This window comes from Acinetobacter sp. S54, from assembly GCF_016624945.1.
In the GTDB taxonomy this organism is placed as follows: Bacteria; Pseudomonadota; Gammaproteobacteria; order Pseudomonadales; family Moraxellaceae; genus Acinetobacter.
This window is the reverse complement of the sequence record NZ_JACVUI010000002.1, coordinates 46,728-64,832: the sequence shown is the minus strand read 5'-3', so window position 1 is coordinate 64,832 and position 18,105 is coordinate 46,728. Positions and strand designations below refer to the sequence as shown.

Below are 18,105 nucleotides of genomic sequence, written 5' to 3'. Positions count from 1 at the left end.
CTATGCCACATGTAATCGTTGATTATTCTGCAAATTTGGACAATGTGGAACCCAAACAATTATTGTTGAAAATTAATGCTGCATTGGTGGAAACAGGCTATTGTGAAGCGATTGATATTAAATCTCGGGCACATAAAGATAATGTTTATGTAATTGGACTAGAAACTGAGCATCAAGCCTACGTCCATGTCAAAGTCTATTTGCTATCTGGGCGTAATCAACAGCAGAAACAGGAAATTGGCGAAAAAATTTTGAATACATTAATTTCTTATTCTGCACTGCAGCAGCAAGATTTTCCTGTACAAAGTTGCGTTGAGTTGATTGAAATGCCTAAACAGGATTATTTCAAACAGGTCATTTAAAAGCGATTTTGATCAGGAGAAAGCATTTTTTCCTTTCATAATGATTCTGTCAAATGAACATTTTGGTAAGCTATCATTGTTTATAGTTCTTATCTAGACGGTCATGATCAGATCCGAGAAAGTGTTTATTTCCTGTTTAGAACTATCTGCCTGAGCAACGGGAGCAGGCAGACGATTATCTATTCTTCTTTAATCATCCGAAATAAGTTCGATACAGGCATATTGTTCAATCAAATTTGCATCCATCATATGAATATAATCCATAAACATAGTATTAAAACTACCTACCGTTTGTGCCTGATCAAAAGCAAGTTTCCCCGCAATGGCAAAATGAATATGAGCAGCAATCGTCGCAAGATGTACAGTTGTTACAGCACAGTAGGCTGCGATCAATGCACCTAATGCACAGCCCGTTGCGGTAATTTTAGGCTGTAAATAACTGCCACCACGGATCTTAACGATACACGTCATGGCATTTGACAGGATATAGTCATTTTCGCCCGAAATAGCCACACAACTAGTTTTGCTGAGTAAGCTTTGTGCGAGTTGGAACATATCATCGCTTTTAAGGGTGCTATCTACACCTTTTGCTTGAGTGACATTTCCTGCAAGCGCACTGATTTCAGAAGCATTACCGCGAATGACAGAAGGATGATAGTGCAGTAGTTCATTGACCATATCGCTACGCCATTTTAAGATTGGACCATAACCGACAGGATCAAGTACCCAAGGAATCTGCTGTTTATGAGCTGTTTGGGCTGAAATCTGCATAGCTTGCATTTGTTCGGTGGTTGGTGTTCCCATGTTAATGCTAAGCGCACCACTTATTTGAGTAAAGCTTTCTGCTTCAAAAGGATTATCAATCATGGCTGGAGATGCTCCAGCGGCCAGTAATACATTGGCTGTATAATTAGCAGCAACGCTATTGGTAATGCATTGCACTAAAGGCGTTTGCTCTTGCAATTTTTCCCATGCATGAATGACATAGTCGATAATATTGGACGAGTTATACATATATCCCCCTTAGCAATTTATAAGAATTATTGCGTAAAATAATGATCTTGATGTTTGCAAGTTCGGCAAATCAGAGAAACGTAATCGGCTGCATCATAATCCACTTCCAAATCATGGGAACCACAATACATACACCGTTTAATGGCATAAAAATTGAATCTCGGTTCAATTTTACGCCATGCGCGCCAAATCGGTTGAATAAAAATAGTTTCATCATAAGATAAAAAATGGAATAAAAAAATCTGGCTCATTTTGCTTAAAGGCAGATTCATAGGACGTGGCAGAGTGGATGTTTCCCATTTTTCATTTACTGAACGTTCCCGATATTGTTCCAAGGTTTTCTTTAATATATTGGTATTAATAAAATTTTCATTACGCGGCTGCAAAGCCTTTTTGCTATGCAAATATTCAAGTGCCGTTTGAATGAGATAATAAATTTGACCAATCGCCAGACCATCCATGAGTTTGTAACAGAACTGCTGAAAGCTACGATTTCCCGCGATTTGTATGCCCCATGTACGGCAATACATTTGCATAAATTGAATGATTTCCTGATAGAGTATGACAAATAAAACATCTTTAACTTCATTTGTAGTTTTATAGGGAATACCTAGACTCAGGTTTTCATAGAACCAATGACGTAATTGTTGGGCGATACTAAATAAGCTTGGTTCGTTGTAACCCTCTAAGCGCACTCTTAAATAATAAACAGGGTGATTATCGTGAGGATTTTTTGAGGCCAAAATCCCCGATTTAATCAACTCTTTAAGTAAACTGTACTGAAATAAATAATTCGGGCTAATGTATTCGTATTTGACTTGGTCCCAATAAATATATTCATCATGAGGGATGTTCTCTTGAATACGGTCATCTAGTAAAGCCAATAGAAAGAGTTTGTTTAATAGACTTAAGTCTTCCAGATTATAGATGACATCGTCTTTAATTTTATTTTTACGTTGCTCCTGTTGTAAAGTATCCTGCATCATTTTTTTACGCTGCTTAGTACAACTTGCACAATGACAGACCATTCTTGTGTCAATAAAGACCTGATGTTGGCAATGACTGCATTCATGAAATTGAACGTCCTGATCGAACTGATCTGCTTCTACAAAGTACATTGCTGCCTGACACAAAGGGCAAAGTGTACTTTCATCTAGCTGTTTTTTCAGAATATTCAGAGTCATGCCTTAGAGATATACAAGTATAAAAAAGAGATTATAACTTGCTCCAGAGAGATTGTTCAGATGAAACTTAAACAATCGTGGCTGAGTAAAGTAAAAAAGCCCAAACTGGCTAGAGCAAATTTGGACTTTTTCCATAAAAGTGAACGGTTTTAGACGGGGCAGGGTAAGGATTCATCGTGCTGTCCTAGTTTCTTAGCAGCGATTAGTGCTTTAACCTTTTTACTAGGAACTTTCTCTTTGCCTAATGCATCATATGTATTCACGATGCTGGTGACATCTTGTGTATTTAGCTGAATACCTTCAGCCGTCATAAACACAGCAATCACATGATGACATACACCTGCATCATGTAAATCATGAATGGCTTTAATGTTTTCCGCACGGTATAAATGTTGAGTTAATTCCATCTTATTTTACCTCTCGGCTATTTTGTATCTATATGGGATATGAATTTTAGTTTGACTGATTGAATCCTTTATGACTAAGCAAGAAGCGTGCACAAAATGTAAACACCTTAGAAAAAAAGTAATTCAACGTAAGGTGTGCAAAAAAATGTGCAAATTTATAAGACAATCTGTAAGCACTATTGAATGCTTTTTCAGATCTTCCCTATTTAAATTCATTGATAATTAGATTAAACGCATATTTTTAAACCACTAACAATTGAAAAATAAAACTATTACACCCATGTTAATTATAAATTGAAACAACACAGACACTTCAGAAAAGTTGGCGTATGATCAGGTTCATACACAATAAATACTGATGCCACCTTTGATATGGCCTATAGGAAGAAATATGAATATTGCGGCGAACCCACACGTTCAGGTGGATCAAACTGTTTATCTTAAGGATTATCAAAAACCCTCATTTTTAGTGGAGTCGGTTAATCTCGATATTCAAGTTTTTGATGATCATACGGTGGTTGATTCGACTTTGGTCATGAAGCGTCAGACTGCTGGAGATATCGTATTATTAGGTCGTGATCTTGAATTGAAATCGATAGTATTGAATGGACAGAGCTTAACATCTGAACAATATCATCTTGATAGTGAACAATTAGTGATTACTGATGCGCCGGATGACATCATTTTAAATACTCAGGTAATTATTCATCCTGAAACAAATACGCAGCTTGAAGGTCTATACAAAGCAGGTAATTTATTTGTTACCCAAAATGAACCTGAAGGCTTTCGTAAAATCACCTTTTATCCTGACCGTCCTGATGTACTGGCCGAATTTACTACGCGTGTTGAAGCCGACAAAAAATATCCTGTGTTATTAGCCAATGGGAATTTACTGGAAACTGGAGAAGCGGGTAATAATCGTCACTTTGCTATATGGCAAGATCCAACCAAAAAACCAAGCTATTTATTCGCTTGCGTGATTGGCGATTTGGCTGTTCTAAAAGACAGGTACACCACTTCTGAAGGGCGTGATGTTGCATTAGAGATTTATGCAATAGAAAAAGATATTCCAAAATGTCACATCGCCATGGAAGCCTTAAAACATTCTATGCGGTGGGATGAGGAACATTATGGGCGAGCATACGATCTGGATAATTACATGATTGTGGCGGTGAGCCAGTTCAACATGGGTGCAATGGAAAATAAAGGTTTAAATATCTTTAACACATCATGCGTGTTGGCTGATGAAGAATATACGACCGATGCTGCTATTATGCGGGTGCAATCTGTAATCGCGCATGAATATTTTCATAACTGGACAGGCAACCGTATTACTTGCCGTGACTGGTTCCAGCTGTGTCTAAAAGAAGGATTGACGGTTTTTCGTGATCAATCTTTCTCTGAAGATTTACAATCGGCTGCCGTACAACGGATTGATGATGTGGCGGTACTTAAAGCGCATCAATTTCCTGAAGATGCGGGGCCATTATCACATCCACCGCGTCCTGACCATTTTGTTGAAATTAATAATTTCTATACCGCAACCGTTTATGAAAAGGGTGCGGAAATTAACCGTATGATGTCGACTTTGCTTGGAAAGCAAAAATTCCGCAAGGGTACGGATGAATATTTTCGCCGTTATGACGGACAAGCGGTCACAGTAGAAGACTGGGTGGATGCATTATCGACTGGTTCAGGCGTGGATTTGACAAGCTTTTTGACTTGGTACAATCAACCGGGTACGCCTAAACTAGAGGTTCGTGGTGAATACGATGCGCAATATCAAACGTATCGTTTAAGCTTAAAGCAAAGCCTAAAAGCACATCCGAAATATCCGAATTTAAAAGCAGTTCCAGTTCCTATCGCACTTGCATTATTTAATGCCAAAACGGGTGAGCAATATACGCTTCATTGCCCAGACTTATTTGTTGATGGTGTTCAGGATGGCGTGTATTTATTTGATCAAGATGCTGCCACTATTGAATTCACTCAAGTTGCAGAACAACCTGTTGTGTCATTACTGCGTAATTTTTCAGCCCCTGTAAATCTGGAATTTGATTATAACGATGATGAATTGGCATTTCTGATTCAATATGAAACCAGTGGTTTTAACCAATGGCAGGCGAGTCAAACGCTACTTGAACGAATCTTGTTAAAAGATCATGACGTAAAGCCTTATATTCAAGCCATTAAAAACACTTTGCCTGATCTGGTGGGTAAAGATCCCTTATTAGCATCACGTTTATTTGATGTGCCAACAGAAGGTTATTTGGGTAGTCGTATTGATGCCAACTATGAACCTGAAATGATTCAGGAAAAGCGCAATTCTGTGCTGGAAACATTGGCACGTGAATTAGGTTCATTCTGGAAAGAAACTTATTTGTCGCTTGATCCATCATTGCAAGATGATTTCTCTCAAGCGATGGGTGAGCGGGCTTTAAAAAATATTATGTTGGCCATGATGGCGCGTCAGGGCGATGAGAGTGTATTTGAGTTGGCCTATGAACAATATGCACAGACACACAATATGTCAGAACGTCTAGGAGCATTACGGGTATTGGTCTGGAATGATGCACCACAAGCGCAACAAGCTTTGGATGACTTTTACGCACGTTATAAAGACGAAGCTTTATCATTGGACCAATGGTTTATGGTTCAAGCAGCCAATCCAAATGCAACGGCTGAAACTATTCAAAGTTTAACTCAGCATTCCGATTATGATTTGGGAACTCCAAACCGTGTACGTGCAGTCAGTGGAGGTTTAAGTAATAATCCTGTTCATGCATGGAGTTTTGGGGTAGAACATTATATTGGGTTGGCAGAATACTTTGATGAAAAGAATCCAATTTTAGGCTCTCGTTTATTACAGGTATTGTCGCGTTGGTATACATTGGCTGAACCGCAGCGCAGTAAAGTACAAACCGCATTAAAAGCCTTGCAATCTCGAGTGAAATCTAAAAATGTAACGGAAACTTTAAATAGTATTTTAAGTATTTAGATCATATGAAATATAAAACAGCACTGTTTTATTAAAAGTAGTGCTGTTTTATTAAATAGTAATGGTATGATGATCCTAATTTATCGGCATCATGATATTTTAATGTCTCATCTCTCAAAATATATTCAAAGTATTCTGTATCCAGAGCAACCTTCTGAGCATCAGGTTATTGATAAAGAAGAGAAAATAAAAGAATGGTTTGATGGCGATATTCAGGTCATTGGGAAAATGTCGCTTTTTCAGTTTGAAAATGGCATCACCATTCGCAAGATTGAAGAGCATGATGCGGTACCTCTTGAAATCGAAGCCTGTCGTGAAAACTGGATTAGCTACGAAGTAGTAGATCATCAAAATCAATCTGGTGAAATAACACCTAAACGAATTCAATTTAATTCAGAATGTCGTGAGGCATTTTGGCTCAAATATTTTCAAGATGAAAATGTGTAAAGAAAAACCGCCTAAGCGGTTTTTCATGTCATTAAGCTTTTACAATTAAAACGGGTACAGGGCTTTCAGCGAGCACTTTTTGTGCGACGCTCCCAAGCACTAATTTTTTAAAGCCAGCACGTCCATGCGAACCCATAACGATCAGATCAGCATTGACCTCATCTGCAATATTTATAATACCTGTCGCAGTTGGTTCTTCACGAATAATCTTAATATTTGCTGTTATGCCATTTTCTGTAAAAGTATTTTTAATTTTTTCAAGATGCTTCTCTGCGTTTGCCTCGGTTTCAAATAAATGTTCAGTTACAGTAGGTGCAACTTTATAAAAATCTACACCTACGAAAGGATCAATAGCGACGACACTCATAACCGTTACTGTACTATCAAATGCTTTGGCAAGATCAATAGCGTGTTGTACTGCCGCGGCTGAAAGAGGTGAGTCATCGACTGGAACCAATATACGTTGATAAGCCATAATATTTCCTCTTAATTTATTGTTTCTAAAAATCTTTTATAGTTTCAGGCTAACATAGTATTCAAAGTTTTTGTCTCTAAAAATTATTATTATTTGTATAAACTGACATACAATCATGTATCACTATTTAAAAAATTTAAACTGACTATTCTGTTTGAATAATAAATATGCATGATTATTTAGTTGCATATTTCGTCTTTTTCTTTTTTCTATTAGGATGAAAGAAATGATCTATGTTTTAAATATAAATAGATCTACATAACAACAACGTGAGGAAAAAATGTCATACAAATACGAATATGCAGGCTTTTGGGTACGTTGTGGTGCCTCAATTATTGATACGCTGATTATGATGTTGGCGATTATTCCCTCGGCATGGATTTTTTATCAAGGCAATTACGATCTGGTTTTTTCTACTGGTTTAAGTGAGCAGAAACCTTCACTTTGGTTCGATATATTGGTTAATTATATTTTTCCTTTTTTGTACACTATTTTATTTTGGTTATATCTAGGTGGAACACCGGGTAAGCGTCTGATGCGTCTTAAAGTTTTGGATGAAAAAACTGGCAATAAGCTTACTTTAGGACAGTCAATCATTCGCTATATTGGTTATATTCCATCCACATTAGTGTTTATGTTGGGCTTTATCTGGATTGCATTTGACTCAAAAAAACAAGGCTGGCACGATAAAATGGCAAAAACAGTAGTAGTAAAAGAATTGTAAACATGAGAAAACACGATGCTAAATCTTCATCGTGTTTTCTTATAAAAGTTATTTGGAGCCTGACTTTTTAAATTTTACTTTCAATACAAGGGAAACTATGATGCCCACAATTAATCCCCAAAAAGCAGAACCAACCCCAAAGAATTGAACGCCAGATGCGCTACATAAAAAGGTGAGTAAGGCTGCCTCTCGATCACTGGGTTCATGAAAAGCAATCGCGATATTATGGCTAATTGTGCCAAACAGTGCGATACCTGCCAGTGCCATGATGAACAGAGTTGGAAATGACATCAACAAACTGGTTAAAGTTGCTGCAAATAGTCCCATTAAAATATAGAAAAATCCGCAACTCATTCCAGCAATATAACGTTTGGCAGGATCCGGATGAACTTGATCATCTAAACTTACTGCTGCGCTGATTGCTGCAATATTAACGGTATAGCATCCAAAAGGTGCCAGTACGGTTTGTGTTGCCCCAGTCCATCCGATGAGATGATTAACATGAGGTTGATAACCGTAGCTTTTAATCATGGCAATACCAGGTAAATATTGTGATGCCATATTAATCACAAACAATGGTAGCGCTAATCCCAAGATAGCTGACCATGTAAACTCCGGGGTAATCCATGTTGGTTTTGCCAAATCCCAGTGTAGAACGGGAGGGTGAAATTCCATGAAAAATGGACACATAGCTATACCAATCACCACTGTAATAACAATACAGTAACGGGGCCACAAGCGTTTTGAAACAATATAAACTGCCAGTAAACTTAAAATAAATTGCCAGTGGTCTTGCATATTGGCAAAAATGGCAATTCCAAATTTAAGTAAAACACCCGCCAACATGGCACTGGTTAAACTTTGGGGAATATGGGCAAGGACTTTTTCAAATACCCCAAAAAACCCCAAAAGTGCGGTGATCAGTCCACATACTAAAAAAGCACCAATTGCTTCATGTAAACTATAGCCACTTCCAGTAGCAATAATTAAGGCTAGACCCGCAGTAGACCAAGAGGTTGCAACTGGATATTTAAATTTCCATGAAAGAATCAGACCTGATAAACCAATGCCTATTCCTAATGCCCAAAACCATGAAGTAATTTGTTGGGTATTTGCCCCCAGTATCTGTGCTGCCTGAATGACCAACACAGCAGATACACTGATTCCAATAAGAAAAGTAACAAATCCAGCAAAAGCGGCAGGAAGTGAAAAATCACGGATAAATTTTTGCATGATTCAGCTTTAGATTATAAGGTGTTTAAGAAAAATGCTTCTCAAAATTGAGTCAATCAGAAAAGCATGAACTGTATTCTAATGGGGCGATGATTTAAACAAAAGGTAAAATTATTACAATGTTGAGGTCGCAAGTTTTAAACCAAAACCAAAGAATAAAATCCCGACCATAAAGATACTGATAGCGGAAATTTTATGTTGCGATTTAAAAAATGCAGATAATTTCACCCCCGAAAAAATCAGGAGGGTCAGATAGCTTAAACTGACACATTGTAAAATAATCGATAAAACTAAAAAACTCAGTGCTGGATAAGGATAAGCAGGATCGACAAACTGAACAAAAAAAGATAGGAAAAATAAAATCGCTTTCGGGTTCAATAAACTTATGCCTAAAGCAGTGCGGTAAGGGTGGATCTGATCAAGTTTTGGTAAATCCGCCATTTGAATGTCTTCAACTGATTTATTTTTCCAACGCTGATAGCTAGCTTGAAGAAGCTTAAAACCTAAATAAGAAAGATAAAGGGCACCTATGATTTTTAAAGTAGTAAATATCCATGGAAAAGCGTGCATCAGTGAAGCAGCCCCAAGTACAGTACATAAAATTAAAATTGTATCGCCTGTAAAAATACCAAATGCACCACGATAACCTGTTTTAATTCCATAGCGCGAAGCAATCGACATCACATAAATAGAATTAGGTCCCGGTAAAAACACAATTAACAAAGTACCAATGATGTAAGTTGCTAGATCTGTAATCCCGAACACGAACATTTACTCATAAAAAAACCGAATTTTGTACTATAACAAAAATCGGTTTAAATATGTGAATAATCAAATATTAGGGTTGAATCTCGGCATCAATTCCAAAAGACTGACGCAATAAAGTATTGAGTTGATCTCGTGCTTTAATGAAACCATCCACGCCACTTTGCAATAGTTGAAATGCCATCAAATCGTGTTCAAGTTCAATTTTAAAACTTTCTCTAGTTTGATCTTCACGATTAATTTTTTCGGCTTTTGATGCCGATTCTTGGCTAAGTACGGTTTCGACCTGACGGTTATCCTGACTCAATTCAGCAAGTAACGTAGGGGAGATTGTAAGTAAATCGCAGCCTGCTAAACCAAGGACTTGCTCGACGCTACGGAAACTTGCTCCCATCACCTGAGTTTGAATAGCTTGCTGTTTATAATAGTTATAGATTTTCTTGACAGAAATCACACCTGGATCTTTTTCGATCGGATAATGGTCTACCTTTTCAGCCTTTTTGTACCAATCTAAAATACGTCCAACAAAGGGAGAAATTAAAGTAACTTTTGCGTCTGCACATGCTTGGGCTTGATGTAAGCCAAACAATAAAGTTAAGTTACAGGCAATGCCTTCTGCCTCAAGTATTTTAGCTGCCTGAATACCTTCCCATGTTGATGCAATCTTAATTAAAATTCTTGATTGATCAATGCCATACTCTTTATAAAGTTTGGATAATTCACGCGCCTTTTGAAGAGTGGCATCGGTATCATAAGACAATGATGCATCTACTTCGGTAGAGACTCGACCTTCAATCAGTTTTAAAATTTCAACGCCAAATTTGACTGTCAAAATATCAATAGTCCGTTCAATCAGTTGGTCTGCCTGATAGCCTTCTTGACGTGCCTGAGTATAGGCGGCTTCAATCAGTTCACGATTTTCAGGCTGACTCGCAGCAGCCGTGATTAACGATGGGTTAGTTGTGGCATCCAGAGGACGAAACTGACGAATCGCTTCAAGGTCGCTACTATCAGCGACAACGGTAGTTACATGTTTTAATTGGTCTAAAGCTGTCTGTGTCATTGCAATCAACATTCTGAGTTTAAAATATTTATCTATCAGTTATAGCATATTCTATTGTAAATCCACGTTAAAACTTGTCGATGGATTATTTTCTGTTCTGTCGAATGTGCTCAATTAAGTACCTTGCAGCAGAACCCAGTTTACTTTCACGACTCCAGACCAGATCGATGTAATACTCAAATTTGGGGGTAAAATCGAGTAGATTTAAAACTTTTAATTGTTGTTTGAGCTTAGGATTTTCTTTAAACATTTCTGAGGGCAAAACGCCCCAACCGAGATTTCTAACGATCATCATACAAGCGGAGTGGTGATTATCTGTGCGCCAGTAATTTTTTGAAAATAACAACTCGGGTTTAATCGTGTTGTCACGGCTGGCGACGACGATCTGGCGCTGCTGTAATAAATCTTCAAATTTAATATCTTTCATGTCCGCTAAAGGATGTGTTTTAGAGACAACAGGAATAAGTGATTCTTTTTTAATTTCAACAAATTGTTCGCGATAATCTAGATGTTCTCGTTCAAACATCCATGCCAATTGAGCACGTTGATCCAGTAACATGGTTAAAGCATCTTCTTGGGGCGCAGAAATAATATTGATCTGTAAGCTTGGGAACTGGTGGGAAATTAAGCTGACATATTCTGTCCAGTTAGTATCAAGTAGTTCAGATACAATTACAATATTTAAGGCAGATTCAAGTCCTGTACTCAAGGCATGGGCTTGTTGTTTCCATTGATTCATTTCAATGAGAAGTTGCGCCGTCTTTTCATAAAGTATATGCGCTTCTGGCGTCGCAATGGGTTCTCGTCCGATCCGTTCAAATAAAGTTAAATTAAGATCAATTTCGAGATTAGCAATAGACATGCTTACTGCGGATGGAACTTTGCCTAGTTTTCTGGCAGCAGCAGAAAAAGAACCTGTTTCCATCACAGTCTTGAAAATGGTTAGTTGTTCTTGATTGATATTCATCTGTCAAAATTATTGAAAGAATCTAATTAGATTTATCAAAATTATAAAAATAAAATAGCTTTACTGCAAACAAAAAAGAGTGTTTTAAAATGTTGATTTCCAAAAGACGAATTATTCATGCCTTGAGCTATGAAGTGATTCTATTGGTCATCATAGCAATCGCATTAAGTTTTATTTTTAATGTTCCTATGGAAGTAACAGGCTCACTCGGTATTGCCATGGCGGTGACTTCTGTTATATGGAATATGGTTTTTAACCATTTTTTTGAAAAATTTGAGCATAAACATCAGCTTAAAAGAACCATAAAAATTCGTATTCTGCATGCTATTGGTTTTGAGGGCGGACTTATGTTAGCGACTATTCCAATGGTTGCTTACGCTATGAAGATGACGATTTGGCAAGCCATTGTTCTGGATTTTGGTCTGACCATGTGTATTTTAGTCTATACCTTTATTTTCCAATGGGGTTATGACAAGGTCGAAGCAAGTATGGGAATAAGACCCGTGCATTAAACTACATTTACTGCAAGTCATGAGGCTTGCAGTTTCGGGTAAAAATAAGGAGATAAATCAATTAATTTTAAAATAAATAAATGTGACATATATCATATTTTAAAAAAGGAGAGCTATAATTTAAAACGATAATAAAAAAGAAAATTTAGTTTAAAATTTTTTGTATATAACTAATAAATATAATTATTTTTTGTGAATAATGTTCTGTATAAATTTTTAAAACATCTTAGTGATTTTCCGTTTATCTATGTTTGATTAATTTTTATTCTATTTTTTTGTACTCTATGAAGACCAATGTAAAGATTACATTGCATAATTCAAAAGGATTGAATCATGAAAATTATTACACTATGCAAACAATCATTGCTTGCTGTCAGCATTACTTCAACTTTCGGCTTGGTACACGCAGATGATTTTAAAAGGTTCTCTGTTTCCGCAGGGTGGTTGCATGTAATGCCTCAGGGAAAAGCAAATCCCTTTGATATCTCTACATCGGTGCCCAGTGGTACAAATGTTGCGGTCGGCGAGATTTCAATTCCAGCTTTTTTAGGTGCGCTGGATCCTGACGCAAGTTTTAAAGACGGTGATGGTTATACAAATACGAAGTTCTTTTTAAATGAAGTGTTTAAGAAAGAGGGAGATGCATCCAGTGTGGGAGAATTATTGGGTTTTGTAGATGAAAATGGAAATGTAAATGCTGAGACTTCTGGGGTGGCGACTATTAATGGTATTGATCATTGGCAAAATGAAGGCAGTGGATTGGAAGCCGATGATGTCGATACTTTAGGTTTAACTTTTAACTACTATTTAAATGAAAATGTTTCCTTGCAATTTATAGGCGGTATTCCTCCTAAAGTCGATATTAACGGAAAAGGGTTTATCAAAGCGCCACTGACAGGTTCTGCAAAAGCAGGTGGATTGGCAGGACAAATTTTGCCAGACATTGCTTTGAAACAAGATATTCCTATAACAAATCTAGATGCATATGGTAAAGCCGCATCAGTACGTGCATGGACACCAGCATTGGAGGCGCAATACCAGTGGGGTAAGGCTGGCGTCAATAAATTCAGACCTTATGTCGGCGCGGGGGTAATGTATGCACATTTTAGTGATATCAAGTTAAATTCAGGTATACGTTCAGATTTGGAAGCAGCAGGACATATGATCCAAAATATTCATGATGGGCAGGCGGGAGCTGCGTTGGATGGCAAAAAGTCGAGTGCAAATCCTGTGGTCGATGTCGATGCGGATGATGCAATTGCACCTATTGTGACTGCTGGATTTACTTATGATATAACGCCTAATTGGTATACAGTTGCTTCAGTCTCATATGCGAAACTGAACAATAAAGCAACCATTAATGTCATTGACAGTAATACCAATCGAGAACTTATTCACTCCTCGACCAAGATGGATATTGATCCGATCATTACTTATTTAGGGGTTGGGTATCGTTTTTAATCTTTTATCTACATAAAACCAGTTGATCCATCAGTATAAGATTTTGTACTGGTGGATTCTTTTAAGATTGTCTTTTATGTATTTTGATCATATTTGTATAAGCTATAATAAATATCAACTTTTATATCTAGTAAATAACAATTTTAAAATCTATTCTAAGGTTAAGTAGAATTATATTTTGACATCTAGATTGGAGGGCTGGCATTGAAAATAATAGTACAACGTTTTGCCCTAGTTCTCTTCTTAGCTTCACTCACAGGATGCCAAAATTTACCGACGACATTAGTTGCAAAATTGATGGATAATCAACAAACTCAGGAAAATGTAAAATATCTTGAGCAATATGCCCATAAACAGATTCAGCAAAAACTGATCGTCCAAACTGATATACATTATGGTCAAGAACCACGTCAGCGATTAGATATCCTTTATCCTGAAAATTTAGAGCAACGACAACTTCCAGTAATCTTTCTGGTACATGGTGGAGGCTGGGTTGCAGGTAGTAAAGAGGCGATGTTGCCTTATGCACAATTAATCGCTGATCGAGGGTTTCTCGTTGTTAATGTAGAATACACCTTGGTTCCACGAGCGGCTTATCCGCAACAAGTTTTAGAATTAAATCAGGCTGTTGATTATGTTATGCAACATCAAGATCAATTACCTCTAGACTCAGCAAGAGTTTTCTTTAGTGGAGATTCTGCGGGAGCAAATATTGTGAGTAGTTATGTTGCTGCGCTAAATGCACCTGAAATGGCACAACAACTCGATCTGAAAGCCTCTATTCCTGCCAAAAATGTAAAGGGATTAGTTTTACATAGTGGTGTTTATGATTTAAAAACTTTATATCATTCAAGTGCAAAAGCAGGAAGAATTGTCAGATGGGGAGCGGAAAGTGTCATTGCTCAATATAGTGGTTATGGTCAACCCAACGACCATCAGCTAGATTTAATGTCGGCATATCCTTGGGTTAATGCACAATTCCCACCTATTTATGTTAGTGCAACAGAGGTGGATCTTCTAACCCAAAGCCAGACCAAACCATTTATTAAAAAGCTTAAGCAACTAGGTGTTCAGGTAAATTCACAAATTTATTCTAAGGATTATGTGGAAAAAATTAATCACGATTTCAATTTCAATATGCGCTTTAAAGCCAGTCGTGAAGTATTTGATCAATCTATCCAGTTTCTAAAGCAACAATCAACTTTGGAAGTTAAATAAATTACAAAAGCAGCATCCAATGGATACTGCTTTAGGAAAATGCCTATAAGATTAGAAAATTATTTTTCTACAATCGCTACAACGCCTTGACCACCCGCAGCACAAATTGACACTAAAATACGTCCTGAACCTTTTTGGTTGAGGATTTTAGCCGCAGTCGCAAGGATACGACCACCTGTAGCAGCAAATGGATGACCCGCAGCTAAAGAAGAACCATGAATATTCAACTTAGAACGGTCAATAGAACCCAGTGGTGCGTCAAGACCTAAACGTTCTTTACAGAACTTCGGATCTTCCCAAGCTTTAAGTGTAGAAAGCACTTGTGATGCAAAAGCTTCGTGGATTTCATAATAATCAAAATCTTGAAGTTTAAGGCCTGCACGTTCAAGCATACGTGGAACGGCGTATGCAGGCGCCATTAATAAGCCTTCTTTTTTACCAACAAAATCAACTGCTGCAGTTTCTGAAAAACTTAAGTAAGCTAGAACTTCATGACCATTTGCTTTTGCCCATTCTTCAGAAGCCAACAAAACAACAGATGCGCCATCAGTTAGTGGGGTGGAGTTACCCGCTGTCATTGTGGCATTTTCGCCTTTACCAAATACTGGCTTAAGTTTCGCAAGTTTTTCAACTGATGAATCAGGACGTAAGTTATTGTCACGCTCAAGACCCATAAATGGCGTAATTAAATCATCAAAGAAACCTTCTTCATACGCTTTGGCCATTTTATGGTGAGAAGAAGCTGCGAGTTCATCTTGTTCTTCACGACCAATATTCCATTCAAGTGCCGTAATTGCAGCATGATCGCCCATTGAAAGACCTGTACGCGGTTCACCGTTTTTAGGCGCATCCATAAGTTCTTTCAGGTTAATTTTAGTTAAGGCCTTTAAGCGATCTTTGCCTGTTTTTGCAATATTAAGCTCAAGTAATGCCTTACGTAGACCATCACCAAACGCGATAGGTGCATCAGAAGTTGTATCTACACCACCTGCAATTGCTACATCAATTTGACCAAGGGCAATTTTATTGGCCACTGCAAATGCTGCCTGTAACCCAGTACCGCAGGCTTGTTGAATATCATAAGCAGGAGTTTCTGGTGCAAGTGCAGTATTGAGCACGCACTCACGAGTCATATTAAAATCGCGGCTATGTTTAAGTACAGCACCAGCCACTACTTCACCGAGACGTTGACCTTGTAAATTGTAGCGTTCAACTAGACCATTTAATGCAGCAGTCAGCATGTCCATATTAGATGCTTTAAAATAAGCACCATTTGAACGGGCAAATGGAATACGGTTACCGCCAATAATGGCGACACGGCGAATAGCGTTTTGACTCATGTGTTGATCCTGTTGAACAGAAGGTTGAGCTTTAGTTGAAGTTGATGTTTTCGTGCGAGCTGGAGCTTTATTGGCTGGAGCTGCTGTTTTAGTGCGTGTATTGGTTGTACGGGTACGAGGAGTTTTGCTTGCTGTTGCTGAAGCTGCCTTAGCTGAATCCGCAGCTGCAGTTTTAGTCGTGCGTGAAGAGCGCTTTGATGTATTTGACACAGTATCCGAAGCAGAATTAGTGACTGCTGTTTGCTCTTGTGGATTGTCTTGAGTTGTTTTGCTCATAAGGCTTTTCCAAGCATGTTTATGATATTCTTGAGATGTACATTAACATAATTAAAATAGACCTGTATTGACTAGAATGACATTCTAGAGTGCATTCAGGTCAAGACATATCAAGATTAACTCAAGTATTATTTTATTCAAATCAATGAACCTTTATGTTCACAAGTTTCCAACAAAGGATATAAACAGCGATTATCCAGCTGGCTTTATACACACATTATTTTGTATGAGAGATAATAACCATGACTGATCAATACCAGGCATTCACCCAATCACCTCTTGGTAAGTTTGTAGTAAAAAATTTAGGTTTACCATCACCAGTGGTATTAGATCGTTTTGAAAGTGCAGAACCAGTGATTAATGGAGCTGTGTTGTTTGGTGCGGCACCTTCAAGTCCATTATCAAGCGCGATTGCACAGGTTTTGAGTAATATTCATGCGGACAGTTATGCGGGTAATAATGCCGAATTGCAACAAACAGCAGCAAAAGCAGGTTTAAATTTACGTGCGTTTAATTCAGGCGACAAAGAGTCTAAATTTAAAGCAGTTGTTTTTGATGCCTCTGGTATTCAAAATTCTGAACAGTTAAATGAACTATATAAATTCTTTAATCCAGTAGCGCGTCAGATTCAAAGCTCTGGTCGAGTGATCGTGATCGGAACAACACCGGAATCGGCAAAAACTGTAAAGCAAGCGGTTGCTCAACGTGCGCTGGAAGGTTTTGTAAAGTCTGTCGGTAAAGAATTCAAAAAAGGAATTACTGCTCAGGTTGTGTATGTAGATGAAGGCGCGGCTGATAATATTGAGTCGACTTTACGTTTCTTATTATCTCCTCGTTCAGCGTATGTTTCTGGTCAAGTAATTCGTGTTTCTAAGGCCGATGTTGTGAAAGTAGACTGGAACCAGCCATTGGCTGGTAAAACAGCGTTGGTGACAGGGGCAAGTCGCGGTATTGGCGAAGCGATTGCGCATGTATTAGCACGTGATGGTGCACATGTTATTTGTCTTGATGTTCCTCAGCAGCAAGCAGATCTGGATCGTGTGGCCTCTGAAATCGGTGGTTCAGCTTTAGGACTGGATATTACTGCGACGGATGCGGGTGAAAAAATTAAAGCTGCTGCTGCAAAACAGGGTGGTTTGGATATCATTGTCCATAACGCAGGTATTACCCGTGATAAAACTTTGGCAAATATGAAGCCTGAGCTTTGGGATCTGGTGATTAATATTAACTTGTCTGCGGCTGAACGCATTAACGACTATTTGCTTGAAAATGACGGTTTAAATGCCAATGGTCGTATTGTTTGTGTATCTTCAATTAGTGGGATTGCGGGTAATTTAGGTCAAACGAATTATGCTGCGTCTAAAGCAGGTGTGATTGGTTTAGTTAAATTCACAGCGCCAACTTTGAAGAATGGTATTACTATCAATGCTGTTGCACCTGGTTTTATTGAAACACAAATGACTGCGGCAATTCCATTTGCTATTCGTGAAGCTGGTCGCCGTATGAACTCGATGAATCAAGGCGGTTTACCAGTCGATGTTGCAGAAACAATCGCTTGGTATGCATCCACTGCGTCTACGGGTTTGAATGGAAACGTTGTTCGCGTGTGTGGACAAAGTTTACTGGGCGCATAATTCGCTGCTATCGTGTAGGGTCACT

17 protein-coding genes are annotated in these 18,105 nt (G+C 38.0%); 8 read left to right on the top strand and 9 right to left on the bottom strand.

Annotated elements, in window-relative coordinates; all coding sequences use genetic code 11:
* The first annotated feature begins 2 nt into the window (after positions 1 to 2).
* Positions 3 to 362, top strand: a complete 360-nt coding sequence (locus IAE20_RS03170) for a 5-carboxymethyl-2-hydroxymuconate Delta-isomerase (RefSeq protein ID WP_200481083.1) — start codon at positions 3 to 5, stop codon at positions 360 to 362.
* A 189-nt stretch (positions 363 to 551) separates the two neighbouring features.
* Here the strand turns inward: IAE20_RS03170 and thiM are convergent, their stop codons facing one another.
* The 3 genes from thiM to IAE20_RS03155 form a co-directional block, all read right to left on the bottom strand.
* Positions 552 to 1,376 carry a hydroxyethylthiazole kinase gene (gene thiM / locus IAE20_RS03165; RefSeq protein ID WP_200459433.1) on the bottom strand — a complete coding sequence of 275 codons (825 nt, stop codon included), beginning with the start codon at positions 1,374 to 1,376 and terminating at the stop codon, positions 552 to 554.
* 26 nt (positions 1,377 to 1,402) lie between these two features.
* Positions 1,403 to 2,560, bottom strand: a complete 1,158-nt coding sequence (locus tag IAE20_RS03160) for a hypothetical protein (protein ID WP_200481082.1) — start codon at positions 2,558 to 2,560, stop codon at positions 1,403 to 1,405.
* 149 nt (positions 2,561 to 2,709) lie between these two features.
* Positions 2,710 to 2,967: a hypothetical protein gene (locus IAE20_RS03155; RefSeq protein WP_200481081.1), complete on the bottom strand. Its 258-nt coding sequence runs from the start codon at positions 2,965 to 2,967 to the stop codon at positions 2,710 to 2,712.
* 391 nt (positions 2,968 to 3,358) lie between these two features.
* On the opposite strand from IAE20_RS03155, the gene pepN reads away from it, so the two are divergent.
* The gene (gene pepN, locus IAE20_RS03150; RefSeq protein WP_200481080.1) at positions 3,359 to 5,965 is read left to right on the top strand and encodes an aminopeptidase N; all 2,607 of its coding nucleotides are present in this window, start codon (positions 3,359 to 3,361) and stop codon (positions 5,963 to 5,965) included.
* A gap of 102 nt (positions 5,966 to 6,067) precedes the next feature.
* On the top strand, positions 6,068 to 6,412 hold the full coding sequence (locus IAE20_RS03145) for a hypothetical protein (protein WP_227610749.1): 345 nt from the start codon (positions 6,068 to 6,070) through the stop codon (positions 6,410 to 6,412).
* A 31-nt stretch (positions 6,413 to 6,443) separates the two neighbouring features.
* On the opposite strand, the gene IAE20_RS03140 is transcribed toward IAE20_RS03145, so the two are convergent.
* A complete protein-coding gene (locus IAE20_RS03140; protein WP_200481079.1) occupies positions 6,444 to 6,887 on the bottom strand; it encodes a universal stress protein in 444 nt (147 codons plus the stop codon).
* Positions 6,888 to 7,167: 280 nt separating this feature from the next.
* Between IAE20_RS03140 and IAE20_RS03135 the strand changes: the two genes are divergently transcribed.
* Positions 7,168 to 7,611: an RDD family protein gene (locus IAE20_RS03135; protein ID WP_200459428.1), complete on the top strand. Its 444-nt coding sequence runs from the start codon at positions 7,168 to 7,170 to the stop codon at positions 7,609 to 7,611.
* A 48-nt stretch (positions 7,612 to 7,659) separates the two neighbouring features.
* Here the strand turns inward: IAE20_RS03135 and IAE20_RS03130 are convergent, their stop codons facing one another.
* From IAE20_RS03130 to IAE20_RS03115, 4 genes are all read right to left on the bottom strand, one after another.
* Complete coding sequence (locus IAE20_RS03130) at positions 7,660 to 8,844, bottom strand: benzoate/H(+) symporter BenE family transporter (protein ID WP_200481078.1); 1,185 nt, start codon at positions 8,842 to 8,844, stop codon at positions 7,660 to 7,662.
* A gap of 114 nt (positions 8,845 to 8,958) precedes the next feature.
* The gene (gene leuE / locus IAE20_RS03125; protein WP_200459840.1) at positions 8,959 to 9,609 is read right to left on the bottom strand and encodes a leucine efflux protein LeuE; all 651 of its coding nucleotides are present in this window, start codon (positions 9,607 to 9,609) and stop codon (positions 8,959 to 8,961) included.
* 73 nt (positions 9,610 to 9,682) lie between these two features.
* Positions 9,683 to 10,672: a transaldolase gene (gene tal / locus IAE20_RS03120; protein WP_200459426.1), complete on the bottom strand. Its 990-nt coding sequence runs from the start codon at positions 10,670 to 10,672 to the stop codon at positions 9,683 to 9,685.
* Between the two features lie 85 nt (positions 10,673 to 10,757).
* The gene (locus IAE20_RS03115; RefSeq protein WP_200459425.1) at positions 10,758 to 11,639 is read right to left on the bottom strand and encodes a LysR family transcriptional regulator; all 882 of its coding nucleotides are present in this window, start codon (positions 11,637 to 11,639) and stop codon (positions 10,758 to 10,760) included.
* A gap of 89 nt (positions 11,640 to 11,728) precedes the next feature.
* Between IAE20_RS03115 and aceI the strand changes: the two genes are divergently transcribed.
* The 3 genes from aceI to IAE20_RS03100 all read left to right on the top strand — a co-directional run bounded on the left by aceI (position 11,729) and on the right by IAE20_RS03100 (position 14,830).
* Complete coding sequence (gene aceI, locus IAE20_RS03110) at positions 11,729 to 12,151, top strand: chlorhexidine efflux PACE transporter AceI (protein WP_200459424.1); 423 nt, start codon at positions 11,729 to 11,731, stop codon at positions 12,149 to 12,151.
* A 333-nt stretch (positions 12,152 to 12,484) separates the two neighbouring features.
* Positions 12,485 to 13,612 (top strand): OmpW/AlkL family protein, encoded by a 1,128-nt coding sequence (locus tag IAE20_RS03105; RefSeq protein WP_200481077.1) that lies wholly within the window; start codon positions 12,485 to 12,487, stop codon positions 13,610 to 13,612.
* A 204-nt stretch (positions 13,613 to 13,816) separates the two neighbouring features.
* Positions 13,817 to 14,830: an alpha/beta hydrolase gene (locus IAE20_RS03100; protein ID WP_227610746.1), complete on the top strand. Its 1,014-nt coding sequence runs from the start codon at positions 13,817 to 13,819 to the stop codon at positions 14,828 to 14,830.
* Positions 14,831 to 14,889: 59 nt separating this feature from the next.
* Here IAE20_RS03100 and IAE20_RS03095 read toward each other — a convergent pair whose 3' ends face one another.
* Positions 14,890 to 16,446: an acetyl-CoA C-acetyltransferase gene (locus IAE20_RS03095; protein ID WP_200481076.1), complete on the bottom strand. Its 1,557-nt coding sequence runs from the start codon at positions 16,444 to 16,446 to the stop codon at positions 14,890 to 14,892.
* 242 nt (positions 16,447 to 16,688) lie between these two features.
* Here IAE20_RS03095 and IAE20_RS03090 point away from each other — a divergent pair, with 242 nt between their 5' ends.
* The gene (locus IAE20_RS03090) at positions 16,689 to 18,080 is read left to right on the top strand and encodes a 3-oxoacyl-ACP reductase (protein ID WP_200481075.1); all 1,392 of its coding nucleotides are present in this window, start codon (positions 16,689 to 16,691) and stop codon (positions 18,078 to 18,080) included.
* Positions 18,081 to 18,105 lie beyond the last annotated feature (25 nt).